Below are 13,953 nucleotides of genomic sequence, written 5' to 3' on the forward strand. Positions count from 1 at the left end.
TCTGCCTCTGCCTCTGCCTCTGCCTCTGCCTCTGCCTCTGCCTCTGCCTCTGCCTCTGCCTCTGCCTCTGCCTCTGCTTCTGCCTCTATCTCTCTCAATGCGCAGCTTGGAGGTGGTCTGGTTTAGCCAGCCAGATATGTGTGAAGCTACAAACCCTGCTTGCAGAAACAACAAGGGCTGCACATTGTGCAGCCCTTGTCTCTGGAGAATAGCGGGTTGAGCGTGTCAGCTGGCCCAAGTGATGATGTGATCGATCCATTCACCCGCCTGATCCTCGTGAATGACTTTGCCACGGACGGATTGACCAGCCTGATGCATCGCGGAACGACTGCCGGTCAGCAGAGGATGCCACTCTGGAAGAGCGTCACCTTCAGACAGCAGGCGATATGCGCAGGTTGAGGGGAGCCAGTCATATTCGGTGATCTTGTCATGGGTGATCTGCAGACAGTCAGGCTCTTTTTTGAAACGATTGGCGTAATCAGAGCACTGACAGGTCTTGGTGTTAAGCAAATTGCAGGCGACATTGGTGAAAACCAGTTCGTCTGTATCTTCATCTATCAGCTTGTTGAGGCAGCATTTTCCGCAACCATCGCAGAGGGATTCCCATTCGGATTCAGTCATCTGCTGCAGACTCTTGGTCTGCCAAAAGGGGGCTTGCATCATACCGCTCACTTATTACACCTGATAAAACGCGTGGTTATACCCCTTGTTACCCGGTATTTCAAGGAGAGGGTCACTCCGGGGGGAAATTTGTCGTGATCAGCTCAAATGAATGCAATGACTTTCAGCCTCATCATATTGCTCAAACGGGTTCGCTGGTGGGCAGGAAGTCCCACAGGTTTGAATACTTGGGCTGCATGATTGTCCAGTTCAGGTTTTATTTTCTGCTTCTTGATCCGTTACATCTTTTGATGTTTGTCTGCTTGCAGCAAGCAGGGTCAAATGATCTCCGATGCCTACCGTCAGGCTGTTGCACGCTTGTCTTTCAAATAAAGCCGCTGGTCACATATTGTTTGCGCCCTTCTGTCGCTGCGACCCGCGGGAGAGCCTGCGTAGGCGTTCGTTTTTTGTCTTAATGATTGAGATAGATATCTTGCTCTGAATAGGCCAGCAGAGGTGTGTCGAGGTTAGTGCGTTTCGCGCCAAAGAAGCGGGTGAGTACGCCAGATTGCTGTCCCAGTCGCTGCAGCTTGACGTGATCCAGCTCGATCTGCTCGGGTAGCCAGGTAAATACGGCGGCGCAGTGACCATTGCCCAGACTGCGCTCCAGGGTTTGCTGCCAGTTCTTGATTTTGGGGCTATGTACCACCAGCACTCTCTTGGGATCGATACCTCGCTCTTCCAGACGGCTGACTGTGGGGCGTCCCGGCGGGGCGATCAACAAGATCCAGCCGGTATGAGCCTCCCCAAGCTTTGTCAGCTCGCTCAGAAACTGATCATCAGACTGGATAGTTACACCATAATGAGCCAACTCCGCTTTGCAGGCGGTTCTGGTTGGCCAGGGCTTGCTCATGACACGATTCATCGCAAAGGGCAGTGAGTGCAGGGGCTGGTTCATATATGGGATTCCTGTATGAATATCCAAGCTGTATGTGTGTACAGTAGTTCTATCCTGTGGCAGTGACAAGGTGTTTTTGCTGAAAAATGTGATGGTGTTGGCATGTGACGTTAGTAAGACTATGTTTTTAAAAGTTATTTAATATAAAACTGGCTGGGTGTTTTTCGTACTATGGACAAACCTTGCGTAACCGCCCATGGTTATACAGGTCATTTACAGGAGGTGCCGCCATGGATATCAGTACCTTGCAACGTCTTGATGCCAACATCTTGCTGGGCATCATCAATGAGAAGCTAAGGCTTGAGTGTGACGGGTTGGAGGAGTTGCTGGCCTATTACGATATGAGTGAAGAGCAGTTGGCAGGGCGTCTGGATCAGATTGGGTACCATTACGATCCATTGAGCAATCAGTTCAAAGCACATCTTTAAGGATGCAATGATTGCTTCATATTTATACGGTAATTTTTCAGGCACATTGAAACCGGTTTCAATGTGCCGTCTTGCTGCCTATTTTCAGGGATTTTCAAGGCTTGGCAATCTTTGAAAACCTATTCATGCCAGAATATTTTTATTTTTTCATTAAGCTTTTGATAATAAAGGGAATGTTTGTTTTTGTGCGATCAATTTAAGGAAAGGGTTTTCAAGCTTTTCAGGCTGTTTTTATCGGTTAAAGTGTGACTTGCGTTAACTTTTAATTCTGCCGCTTTAGTTAGTATTCTCACGCCGGTACATATTTTGAGATAACAACAGCGCCGGTCCCGCAAGCGGGATAACAATTTTATTTGTAACGAAGGAATATGGTTTATGGCTACCAAGAAGAAGACAGACCAGGATCTCCAACTGGATAAAGATCAGCTCAAGGCGAGTATCGTGCGTCACCTGCGTTCTACCTTGGGAACAAGCGAACAGAAAGCCTCTCCCGAAGCGTGGTGGAAAGCCACTGCTGCGGCTGTCAATGAACAGGTGTACGAGCGCCTGACCCGCACTCAGCAGACTCATTTCAAGAAAGATACTCGTGCGATTCACTATCTCTCTGCTGAATTCCTGATGGGACGATTGACTTCCAACAACCTGCACAACCTCTCCCTCTACAAGACTTGCGAAGAGGCGCTGGGCGAACTCGGTCTGGAACTGACCGACCTGTGCGAACAAGAGCCGGACATGGCACTTGGCAACGGCGGCCTGGGTCGTCTGGCTGCCTGCTTTATCGACTCGCTGGCCACTCTGAACTATCCGGCGGTTGGTTACGGTATCCACTACGAACACGGTCTGTTCCGTCAGGAAATCCAGGATGGCCGCCAGATCGAGCGTCCGGACTCTTGGCGTGAATATGGCAACCCCTGGGAGATCTGCCGCCCCGAGTCGGTGCAAGAAGTGCCGCTCTATGGCTACGTCGAGACCGTGTTTGGTGACAATGGCGGCCTGAAGAAGGTATGGCACGCCGGTCGCAAGATTAAAGGGGTGCCTTGGGATATTCCTGTGGTCGGTTTTGGCGGTCACACCGTCAACATCCTGCGTTTGTGGGAATCCCGCGCCTCCGAGTTTTTCGACTGGGACGTATTCAACGCCGGTGGTTACATCGACTCCCAGGCTGAGAAAGCCCAGGCCGAGACCATATCCAAGGTACTCTATCCGAACGATGAGACCGATGCCGGTAAAGAGCTGCGTCTGATCCAGCAGTACTTCTTCTGTGCTTGCTCCATCAAGGATATCATGCGCCGCTACAAGCGGGTGCATGGCGCCGACTTCAGCAACTTTGCCGCGCAAATTGCCATTCAGCTCAACGATACTCACCCGACTGTCGCCATCCCGGAACTGATGCGGGTACTGGTTGACGAGGAAGATCTGAACTGGGATGCCGCTTGGGCCATCTGCTATCAGGTCTTCTCTTATACCAACCACACTCTGCTGCCGGAAGCGCTGGAGAAGTGGTCGGTCAGCCTGTTCGAGAAAGTACTGCCTCGCCATCTGGAGGTGATTTACGAGATCAACGCCCGCTTCCTGAACGAGTTGGTGGAGCCCAAGTGGCCGGGCAACGACGCCATCAAGGCCAAGCTCTCCATCATCGAAGAGGGGGCCGTGCGCAAGGTTCGCATGGGCAACCTGTGCGTGATCGGTTCGTCCAAGGTGAACGGTGTGGCCGAGATCCACTCCAAGCTGGTGAAGGAAGATCTCTTCCCCGAGTATGCCGAGCTGTGGCCGGAAAAAATGTGCAACGTGACCAACGGGGTAACCCCGCGTCGCTGGCTGCTGGCCTGCAACCCGGAGCTGGCGGGTCTCTACAACGAAGTAGTGGGCAAGGAGTGGCCGCTGCAACTGGACAAACTGCGTGGCGTGGTGAAGTTTGCCGACGACAAGGCGTTCCAGCAGCAGTTCATGACCATCAAGCGTCACAACAAAGAGAAGCTGGTCAAGGTCATCAAAGACGAAACCGGTATCGATGTCAGTGCCGAGGCGATCTTTGACGTTCAGATCAAGCGTCTGCACGAGTACAAGCGCCAGCAGCTGAACCTTATTCACATCATGGCACTCTATCGTCGTCTGCTGGCCAACCCGGACTATGACATGCATCCACGCGTGTTTATCTTCGGCTCCAAAGCGGCGCCCGGTTACAAGCTGGCCAAAGACATCATCTATGCCATCAACAAGCTGGCGGATCGGGTCAACAACGATGCTCGTATCCAGGGCAAGCTGAAAGTGGTGTTCATGCCGAACTACCGCGTGAGTCTGGCCGAGAAGTTGATCCCGGCGGCAGATGTCTCCGAGCAGATCTCTACTGCTGGTTACGAAGCATCCGGTACCGGCAACATGAAGATGGCACTCAACGGTGCAATCACCATCGGGACGCTGGATGGAGCCAACATCGAGATCGCCGAAGAGGCGGGTGCCGAAAACTGTGCCATCTTCGGTCTGAACGTGGACGAAGTGAAGTCGCTGAAGGCGCGCGGTTACAACCCGTACGACTTCTACTATGCCAACTCAGAGCTCAAGGCCGTGCTGGACTGGTTTGATACCGACTACTTCACGCCGGGTCGTCCGGGTGAGCTGGCCTCCATCAAGCGCTCTTTGCTGGAAGGGGGAGACCCTTACCTGACCCTGGCGGACTTCCAGTCCTACTCGGATGCACACAAGCTGATCGATACCTGGTATCGGGATCCGGCACTGTGGGCGAAGAAGGCTATCATCAACTCGGCCACCATGGGTAAGTTCAACTCAGACCGTTCCATCCAGGACTATGTGGATCGTATCTGGAAGCTGAAACCCTGCAACATCGGTTGATCACCTCTTAATATGAGAACCCCGCTATGCGGGGTTTTTTTATAGCTGCTTGGATTCGTAAATATTTGTACACCATTTGCAAAAAGCTTGATCATCTGTGATAGATGCACAGGGCATCACATATTATTTTAATGTCGTTATTACCAGCCTTTCCCGGGAACACCTCATCTCATGGCACCCGTATCGCTCATAAGTCTGAAGTCATCATCATGTGTACTCTCGCTGCTGTCGCATGGCACAAGCTGACGATGGTCAGGGATGTGACAGATGGCCGTTGGGGTGCAGGAAAAGAGAAAGCCCCGATGATACGGGGCTTTGTTGGAACCTGGTGTAGATTGAGGAGCCCGGCGAGCGAGCCACCAGCCATCAATGCAGTATGTCGCCCATAAAATAGGCAAGCAGGGTCAAAATGACGGTGAAGACCAGGTTCAGCACCAGGCCGGCCCGCATCATTTCACGCTGCTGGATATGGCCGCTGGCGAAGACAATGGCGTTGGGCGGGGTAGCCACTGGCAGCATGAAGGCGCAGGAGGCACCGACAGCGATCAGCACGGATACGACAATGGGAGAGACTCCCAGTGCCTCTGCGACTCCGGCAAACAGTGGAACCAGCAGAGCGGCGGTAGCGGTGTTGGATACCAGCTCGGTCAGGAACACCACGAAGGTGGCAAGACAGAGCAGGATGACGAAGATCGGCATGGTGGCCAGACCGTTGGATAGGTGCTCCGCCAGGAAGGCGTTGGCCCCGGTCTGCTTAAGGATGGCGCTCAGGGTCAAGCCGCCACCAAACAGCATCAGTACTCCCCAGTCGGTGTTCTGGTTAATGTCATCCCAGCTGGCCACCCGGCTGACGGCGATGGCGATGATGGCTCCCATGGCGATCAGTGTATCAAATTGAGGTATTCCTCCCAGCGCTTGGGCAATAGGCTGGGAGCCAATCCACAACAGCACTGTGGTCAGAAAGATCAGCATGGTCACCTTGCGTTGGCCGGTCCACTCTATGGTCACTCGCTCGGTGCTGACCTGATGTGAGAGGTTGGGGCGGGTTACCAGATAGAGCAGCCCGATGCCTACTGGCATGAAGATGAGGACAACAGGAATGCCAAATTTCAGCCAGTCAGTGAAGCCCAGCCCCATCTGGGCGGCCGCAATGGCATTGGGCGGGCTGCCTACCAGGGTGCCGATGCCGCCAATACTGGCGCTGTAGGCCACACCAAGCAATACGAAGACCAGTGTGCGGCGCTCCTTGTGAATGTCGAGACCTTTGAGCATGCCAAGGGCCAGCGGCATCATCATGGCGGCGGTAGCGGTATTGCTGATCCACATGGAGAGTGCCGCAGTAATACTGAAGAGTACGATGGCAGCCCAGCCGAGGTGTCCCTTGGCGAGCTGCATCACCTTACCGGCAATCTGGGTGTCTAGCCCCTGTTTGGATAGCGCTGCCGCCAGGGCAAAACCGCCAAAGAAGAGGAACAACACCGGGTTTGCGAAGTCGGTCAACGACTTGCTCATATCAAACACCCCGAGCAGGGTGGCAAGTACCGGGATGGAGATCGCGGTGATAGTGATGTTGACCGCTTCGGTCAGCCAGAGAATAGCTATAAAGACCAGAATGCCCAGCCCCTTGTTGACCATAGGATCAAAAGGGAGCCAAGCGAGCATGATGCATAGCAGAAGCAGATCCAGGATCACGATCCCGGTCTTGATATCCAGCCAACGAGATGGAGCAGAGGGTACAGCCGATGTGTGCATATCGTTCTCTCGGTTAATTTATGGTTGTTTTTGTGTTGCCGAGATTACATCCATTCACTTGTTTGAAACAGGCTCACATATTGAAAATCAGTCTCTACTCACACACTCATTGATAAAAATGAGGAAATAAATACATAAATCAAACATTGCTGAAACATAAGTTAAACATCCATGAACTGTTCCAGCCACTGCTTGAACATGTTCTTGGGCAGGGATCCATTTATCTGGTTCACCACTTTACCCTGTTTGAAGACCATCAGGGTGGGGATGCTGCGAATGGCGTAACGGGCGGCAATGGTGCTCTGCTGCTCGGTATCGACTTTGACAAAGCGCATCCGTGGTTCGAGTTCATGGGCAACATCATGAAATACTGGAGCAAACTGCTGGCAAGGGCCGCACCAGCTGGCCCAAAAATCGACAACGACCGGAATATCGGAGTTGATCAGGGTATCGAAGTTATCCGCCTTCCCGAGGCAAGGGGTTTGGCTGAACAGGGACGCCTTGCAGTGCCCACATTTGGCGGAGTGGGTTACATGGGTGGAGGGCAGGCGGTTTCTTGTAAAGCAGTGGCTACAATAAGTAGTGATAAATGACATAATAGTCTCCTTGAAGATCGGTTCTGGTGGCTGTGATGAAAATAGTGCCAGAGTTAAAATAGTGAAATAACGTTAACACAGCGCTCGGCTGGGGTGGACACTTCCACTCCGAGCTCTGCTCAAGCCGGACAATTCAGCGGCCATTATAAGTAGAGAGTCAAAACGGGATGAATAAAGGATCACGGAAGAGCCCTGTGGTACTGCTGCTTGTTGCTGCCTTGTTGCTCGGCTTCTCGGTTCTTTGCTGGCAACTGCTTAGTCAACAGCAGCGTGCATACAGCCTGAATCAGGCAGCGGAGGCAGTGCTGAACCGGATCAACACCGACAGTGTTTACCTGCTTGGTCGTGAGAGTGCCAATGATAGCAATGTTCAGCAACGGCTCGTCCAGTTATCCGGTATCCTCGATAGCTTTGTTCACAGGGTTCGTAGTGATGCTGAGGTTGAGCAAACGCCTCTTTCACAGAGGTTGCTGCAGGATTTGGATCTCTACCAGATGGAGCTGGCCAGACTGTACAGCATGGAAAAGGCGGTGGAATATATCGTGCAACCCTTTCAGCATCAGCTTGAGAAGGTACGCGCTATCACGCCGGCAGAGAGCCTCTTGCATCGTGATCTCAATGAGTTGGCCCAACTCAGCCATTTTTTGCAACACAGCGCCGATAACCAGTATCAGCAACAGCTGAGCTTGTTGCAGCGTGCTCTTGCTTCCCATTACGGCTCGCAACCCGAGGTGATCACCTTGGTTAACCTGAGCAAGGATTTGAGTCGTCAGGTGATGGCTTATCATACCCTGCGCCATCGTCTCATCGATATGCAGGTGAGCGATAACCTGGTGCGCTGGAAGATGGATAAGCTGGAGCGGGCTTCATCATTGCTGAACCGCTTCTATTTAATGGTGCTTGGCGGTGCCTTGATCAGTTTTGTGCTGGTGGCCTATACCCTATGGCGTCGTAATCAGAAGTTGAGCGAGTTGTCCCGTCAGACGGCCTTGCTGGCACAGGCCAAAAGCGATTTTCTGGCCAATATGAGCCACGAGATCCGCACCCCCATGAATGCCATCATCGGTTTCAGCTCACTGGCACTGCAGACAGAGCTGGATCAGCAACAACGGGACTATCTGGGCAAGATAAAGTCTTCATCAGATACCTTGCTGCTGCTTATCAACGACATTCTCGATCTGACCAAGGTGGAGTCCGGCAAGCTGACGTTGGAGGAGATCGACTTCGATCTCAGCGAGCAGCTCGACTCGCTGGCGGGCATGTTTGCCGATCTGGCGGAGCGCAAACATGTGGAGGTGATCATTCGCAAATCGCCGGAGGTGCCTGTCTTCTTGCGTGGGGATCCTCTGCGGCTGGGGCAGGTTCTGGTCAATCTGGTGAACAATGCCATCAAATTCACCGAACGTGGTGAGGTCGAAGTCTCCATCGATCTGGCCAACTCCCATCCAATGCGGATCCGCTTCAGTGTGCGCGATACCGGCATCGGCATTGCCGAAGAGAAGCAGACCCAACTGTTTCAGGCGTTTACCCAGCTGGAGGCGGGCAATACCCGCAAATATGGCGGCTCGGGTCTTGGGCTCAATATTTCCCAGCGGCTGGTGGAGCTGATGGGGGGGCGGATCACCGTAGAGAGCAAGCCTGGCGTCGGCTCTCTGTTCAAGTTCGATATCCCGATGGCGCAGGCGGTCTACGGTGTGGCTGGACGGAAAGTTTTCTTCGAAAACCAGCCGCTGGTGATGGTGATGGATGACAACGAACTGGTGCTGGATCTGGCTCGGGACATCCTGACTCGGGCGGGTGTGCGAGTGCTGCCGGTCAACTCCCTTTCCCGTGCCCGTCAATTATTGCGTGAAGAGGGGCCCAATCTGCGGTTGGCAATCCTCGACTGGCGCATGGGGCAGGAGGATGGACTCGATCTGGCGCTGGAGATGTATCAGCACAGCCAGTGGCGGCGGATACCCATCCTGATGATCAGCGCCTGGGCCAGAGAGGGGCTGCACGCCCGGATGGACAGCATGGGGCTGACCCATTTTCTGCCCAAGCCGATGACCGAGAATGCCCTGCTGGCCAAGGTGGACGAGTTGCTCAACGGCAGCTCTTATGAACTCAATCTGCGCAAGGCAGAGGCTCAGGGGGATCAGCAGCACTTCAAATCCCTGTTGCAGGGTACCCGAGTGCTGTTGGCCGAAGACAACCGGGTCAATCAGCAGCTCATCATCGAATATCTACGTCGGGTCGATGCGGTAGTGTGCGTGGTTAACAATGGTCGCGAGGCGGTGGAGCGGGTTGCCGAGCAGCCTTTTGATGTGATCCTGATGGACCTGCAGATGCCGGTGCTGGACGGACTCGATGCCACCCGCCAGATCCGCAAAATGGTCGACAAGCACGATGTGCCCATCATAGCCCTCACTGCCAGCGCCATGCATGGAGACAAGGAGCGCTGCCTGGGGGTGGGGATGAATGGTTACGTCACCAAGCCGGTGAGCAAGCTGGATCTTTACAACAACCTGCTGCAGTGGGTGAAGCCGCAAGGGGTGGAGCAGGCGGGGATCATGGAGGTGAAACCGCCGGATATGATGGGGATCCTCGATCTGCAGGATGCCCTCAAGCGGCTGGAGCAGGACAAGGAGGCATTGCAGATCCTGTTCAAGCTGTTTATGTCGGAGCACAAGGACGATCTGTGGGAGATCCGCTCCGCCCTGCGCCGTCAGCAGCCCGAGGTGGCCAGCAAGTTGCTGCACACCCTCAAGGGGGTGTCGGCCAATATCTCGGCGGCCCGTCTGCAATTGGTGGCTGGCGAGCTGGAGTGGCGCCTGCGGCAAAACGAGGTGCTGAGCGAGACGGATCTCGAACAGTTGCAACAGGTCTTCAGCCAGACCCGGGAAGAGGTGTCACACTTCCTGTTGACCGGTGAGCAGCATGAAAATTCGTATAATCCCTATTCATCAGGGGATGATCGCATGTCACAGTGAATTAAATAGTAATTATTCTCAACCATCCTGGTTCGGGATATGATGAGCTTTCGTTCGAATCGCCTCCAGCCGGAGGCGATTGTTTTCATTCTTCTATTTCTGCGTGGCTTCTCTGATGGCCGCTCCTTGGAGCGGTCACGGGCAGAGAGCGCTAAAGGTTGGTGGTGTGAGCGTATTTCTACGATTGAGCTGGTTTTTCAAGGAGCAGTGGCCCCGTTATCTGGCCGCCATCTCCCTGCTGCTGATGGTGGCCCTGTTGACCGTTATTCCGCCCAAAGTGGTGGGCTGGGTGGTGGATGGCATCACCAAGGGCGGTCTCGACAATGACACTCTGATGCGCTATCTGGCGGGGCTGTTTGGTCTGGGTGTGCTGATTTATCTGCTGCGCTACGTCTGGCGGGTGATGCTGTTCGGTGCCTCTTACCGTCTGGCCTATGTGTTGCGCAATCGCCTGTTCAGTCATTTCACCCGGATGAGCCCCGATTTTTATCAGCGCCACCGTACTGGCGATTTGATGGCCCATGCCACCAATGACATTCAGGCTGTGGAGATGACCGCTGGCGAAGGGGTGCTGACCCTGGTGGACTCCATCATGGTCGGGGTATTGGTGCTCTCCATCATGTGCAGCCAGTACTCCTGGCAGTTGACGCTGGTCTCCTTGCTGCCGTTGCCGGTGATGGCCTATTTCATGAACCGCTTCGGCACCCAGATCTACACCCAGTTCAAGGCGGCGCAAGGGGCCTTCTCCAAGCTCAACAACAAGACCCAGGAGGCCCTTTCCGGCGTGCGGGTGTTGAAATCCTATGCGGTTGAATCGCTGGAAGATGAAGGCTTTGCCGAGCTGACCAAACAGGCGGGGGAGCGCAATATGGCGGTGGCCCGCATCGATGCCAAGTTCGATCCGGTCATCTACCTCTGCATCGGTTGCTCCTACTTCCTCGCGGTGGCGGGGGGCAGTCTGCTGGTGCTGCAGGATGAGTTGACCCTGGGTGAGCTCACCAGTTTCACCATGTACCTCGGCCAGCTGATCTGGCCGATGTTTGCCATCGCCTGGCTGTTCAACATCATCGAGCGGGGCAGCGCCGCCTACTCCCGTATCGAAAGCCTGCTGGGGGAGCGCAGCGATATCGAAGAGCCCGCCCAGCCGGCCGCGTTTACCTCTGCCTTTCCTTTGCAGATCAAAGGGGTGAGCTATCAACTTGAGCAGCGCACCCTGCTTGCGGATATCGACGTTACCCTCAAGCAAGGGGGGATGCTCGGGGTGGTGGGGCGCACCGGGGCAGGCAAGAGTTCCCTGCTCAAGCTGCTGATGCGCCTTGCCAATCCGACTCACGGTTCGATAGCCATGGGGGGCGTACCGATTGACCAGTTGCCGCTCGCCACACTGCGCAGCCAGTTTGCCTATGTGCCGCAGGAGCCATTCCTGTTTTCCACCACTATCGCCGCCAATATCGCCCTGGGCAAACCCGATGCGAGCCGCGAGGAGGTCGAACGGGTGGCGCGCATTGCCTGTGTCCACGATGATATCGTGCGTTTCCCCAAGGGCTATGAGACCGAGGTGGGCGAGAAAGGGGTGACCCTCTCCGGCGGCCAGAAACAGCGGCTGGCCATTGCCCGCGCCCTGCTGCTGGAGGCGCCCATTCTGGTGCTCGATGATGCGCTCTCGGCGGTGGATGCCCACACCGAGCTGCAAATTCTGCATTCCCTCAAAGCCCATCGTCGCACCCTGATCCTGGTCAGCCATCGCATGACGGCGGTGGAGCAGGCCGACGAGATCCTGGTGCTGGAGCAGGGGACCGTTAGCGAACGGGGTCATCACGGTACCCTGATGGCGCACAATGGCTGGTATGCAGATATGGTGCGTTATCAGCGTCTCGAAGAAGCGGTGGAGGAGAGCCTGTGAATCCGACCATTAAACGACTGCTCGCTTACTGCGCCCAGTATCCTCGCTGGCTTATTCAGGCGGGGATCTGTTTGCTGCTTGCCACCGGCGCCGAAGTGGCCGGGCCGCTGCTGATCAAGCTTTTTATCGATGACTATCTGGCGCCACGCAATATCGTGCTGCCCACCATTGCTTTGATTGCAGCGGGCTATTTGGGTTTGCAGGTGCTTTCGGCGGCGGGTTTCTATTTGCAATCCCTGCGCTTCAATCGCATCGCTCAGGCGGTGGTGCAAACTTTGCGCGAGCAGGTATTTGCTACCGCCATCCGCTTGCCGGCCCGCTACTTTGACAAGCATCGATCCGGCTCGCTGATTTCCCGCATCACCAACGACACCGAAGCGATCATGAACCTCTATGTGCAGGTGATCGGCTTGCTGGTGCAAAAAGTGGTGCTGTTGTGCGGCATCCTCATCTCGATGGCGCTGCTGGATCTGCGGCTGATGCTGGTCTGCTCCCTGTTGCTGCCCGCTGTGGGCGGGGTGATGTGGCTCTACCAGAAACTGAGCGTGCCGGTGGTGCGAGCGACCCGCAGCCTGCTCTCCGACATCAACAGCCGCCTCAATGAGTCGCTGCAGGGGATGCCGGTGATCCAGGCGATGGTACAGGAGCGCCACTTTGCCAACGCCTTTGCCGAGGTGAACCTGCAGCACTGGTCGGCACGGGTCAAGAGCCTCAAGATCAACGGCATTTTGCTGCGTCCGCTCATCGATCTCTTCTACATGATGGTGCTGATCGGCCTGTTGGCGCTGTTCGCCCACGAGGGGGGGAGCCACGCCGGTGCCATTCAGGTGGGTGTGCTCTACGCCTTTATCAGCTATCTGGGGCGGATGATCGAGCCGCTCATCGAGATGACCAACCAGCTCAACCAGCTGCAGCAGGCGATGGTGGCGGGGGAGCGGGTCTTTGCCCTGCTCGATGAAACCCGCGAGAGCACCGATGGCGAGATGATCCCGCTGGAAGGGCGGGTCAGTTTCGAGCGGGTGAGCTTCTCCTACGATGGTGAGCAGCAGGTGCTGCGGGAGGTCAGTTTTGCCGCAAAACCGGGCCAGATGCTGGCGCTGGTGGGCCATACCGGCAGCGGCAAGTCCACCATTATCAGCTTGCTGATGGGCTTCTATCCGCTGGGTCAGGGGCAGATCCGCTTCGATGATCACGCACTGGATACCCTGTCGCTGGCAGCGGTACGCCGTAGCATCGGGCTGGTGCAGCAAGATCCCTTTATCTTCGTCGGCACTCTGGCGGAAAACCTGCGTCTCGGTCGGGCCGGAATAGACGAAGCGCGGCTCTGGCAGGCGCTGAGCGAGGTGCAGCTGGCCGAGTTTGTGCGCAGCCTGCCACAGGGGATCAACACCCTGATGGAGGAGGGAGGCAAGAACCTCTCCGCCGGTCAGCGGCAACTGCTCTCCTTTGCCCGTGCACTGGTGGGAGATCCGCGTATCCTCATTCTGGATGAAGCGACGGCCAGCGTGGACTCCCAGACCGAGTTGGCGCTGTCGCAGGCGATCTCTGCCGCCCGTCGTGGCCGCACCACCATCGCCATCGCCCACCGCCTCTCGACCATCGTCGATGCGGACGAGATCCTGCTGCTCTCCCGCGGTCAGGTGAATGAGCGGGGTACCCATGGTGAGTTGATGGCCCTCGGCGGTCACTATGCCCAGCTGTTCGAGATGCAGAGTCAGGGGGCCTGGCTGGAAGAGAAGCGCGCCTGATCGGCACATTTGCTGTAACAGCGACATGAGCGAAAAGAGGGAACCGGTGCGGTTCCCTCTGTTTTTTTGCGTTGGGTAAAGGTCGTAACCGTGATCCCTGTGCTTGTCGAATGGCGCAGATGCAGGCAACATGTTGTTTACATTAA

At 55.4% G+C, this 13,953-nt stretch carries 9 protein-coding genes; 5 read left to right on the forward strand and 4 right to left on the reverse strand.

The window, feature by feature from the left end:
• Window positions 1-225: 225 nt before the first annotated feature.
• Complete coding sequence (locus G5332_RS17960; RefSeq protein WP_005361134.1) at window positions 226-660, reverse strand: YcgN family cysteine cluster protein; 435 nt, start codon at window positions 658-660, stop codon at window positions 226-228.
• A 412-nt stretch (window positions 661-1,072) separates the two neighbouring features.
• Window positions 1,073-1,558 (reverse strand): cell division inhibitor, encoded by a 486-nt coding sequence (locus G5332_RS17965; RefSeq protein ID WP_227342688.1) that lies wholly within the window; start codon window positions 1,556-1,558, stop codon window positions 1,073-1,075.
• 230 nt (window positions 1,559-1,788) lie between these two features.
• On the opposite strand from G5332_RS17965, the gene G5332_RS17970 reads away from it, so the two are divergent.
• Together G5332_RS17970 and G5332_RS17975 are read left to right on the forward strand one after the other, a co-directional pair.
• Window positions 1,789-1,986 (forward strand): DUF4250 domain-containing protein, encoded by a 198-nt coding sequence (locus G5332_RS17970; protein ID WP_005333612.1) that lies wholly within the window; start codon window positions 1,789-1,791, stop codon window positions 1,984-1,986.
• A 375-nt stretch (window positions 1,987-2,361) separates the two neighbouring features.
• On the forward strand, window positions 2,362-4,836 hold the full coding sequence (locus G5332_RS17975) for a glycogen/starch/alpha-glucan phosphorylase (RefSeq protein ID WP_216978915.1): 2,475 nt from the start codon (window positions 2,362-2,364) through the stop codon (window positions 4,834-4,836).
• A 366-nt stretch (window positions 4,837-5,202) separates the two neighbouring features.
• Here the strand turns inward: G5332_RS17975 and G5332_RS17980 are convergent, their stop codons facing one another.
• On the reverse strand, window positions 5,203-6,588 hold the full coding sequence (locus G5332_RS17980) for an SLC13 family permease (protein WP_421249919.1): 1,386 nt from the start codon (window positions 6,586-6,588) through the stop codon (window positions 5,203-5,205).
• 161 nt (window positions 6,589-6,749) lie between these two features.
• Complete coding sequence (trxC, locus tag G5332_RS17985; protein WP_216978913.1) at window positions 6,750-7,184, reverse strand: thioredoxin TrxC; 435 nt, start codon at window positions 7,182-7,184, stop codon at window positions 6,750-6,752.
• A 167-nt stretch (window positions 7,185-7,351) separates the two neighbouring features.
• Between trxC and G5332_RS17990 the strand changes: the two genes are divergently transcribed.
• From G5332_RS17990 to G5332_RS18000, 3 genes are all read left to right on the forward strand, one after another.
• Window positions 7,352-10,156, forward strand: coding sequence for a response regulator (locus G5332_RS17990; protein WP_421249918.1), 2,805 nt, complete (start codon window positions 7,352-7,354; stop codon window positions 10,154-10,156).
• Window positions 10,157-10,322: 166 nt separating this feature from the next.
• Complete coding sequence (locus tag G5332_RS17995) at window positions 10,323-12,059, forward strand: ABC transporter transmembrane domain-containing protein (protein ID WP_421249917.1); 1,737 nt, start codon at window positions 10,323-10,325, stop codon at window positions 12,057-12,059.
• Window positions 12,056-13,807, forward strand: a complete 1,752-nt coding sequence (locus G5332_RS18000; protein ID WP_421249916.1) for an ABC transporter transmembrane domain-containing protein — start codon at window positions 12,056-12,058, stop codon at window positions 13,805-13,807. The genes G5332_RS17995 and G5332_RS18000 overlap by 4 nt, the downstream gene beginning before the upstream one ends.
• The last annotated feature ends 146 nt before the right edge of the window (window positions 13,808-13,953 follow it).

This window comes from Aeromonas sp. 603757, from assembly GCF_049171255.1.
GTDB classification, from domain to species: Bacteria; Pseudomonadota; Gammaproteobacteria; order Enterobacterales; family Aeromonadaceae; genus Aeromonas; species Aeromonas veronii_A.

Excerpts from the sequence above, each read along its gene's own strand:
- G5332_RS17960 (WP_005361134.1), bottom strand. The coding sequence starts at position 660 with ATGCAAGCCCCCTTTTGGCAGACCAAGAGTCTGCAGCAGATGACTGAA.
- G5332_RS17965 (WP_227342688.1), bottom strand. The coding sequence starts at position 1,558 with ATGAACCAGCCCCTGCACTCACTGCCCTTTGCGATGAATCGTGTCATG.
- G5332_RS17970 (WP_005333612.1), top strand. The coding sequence starts at position 1,789 with ATGGATATCAGTACCTTGCAACGTCTTGATGCCAACATCTTGCTGGGC.
- G5332_RS17975 (WP_216978915.1), top strand. The coding sequence starts at position 2,362 with ATGGCTACCAAGAAGAAGACAGACCAGGATCTCCAACTGGATAAAGAT.
- G5332_RS17980 (WP_421249919.1), bottom strand. The coding sequence starts at position 6,588 with ATGCACACATCGGCTGTACCCTCTGCTCCATCTCGTTGGCTGGATATC.
- trxC (WP_216978913.1), bottom strand. The coding sequence starts at position 7,184 with ATGTCATTTATCACTACTTATTGTAGCCACTGCTTTACAAGAAACCGC.
- G5332_RS17990 (WP_421249918.1), top strand. The coding sequence starts at position 7,352 with ATGAATAAAGGATCACGGAAGAGCCCTGTGGTACTGCTGCTTGTTGCT.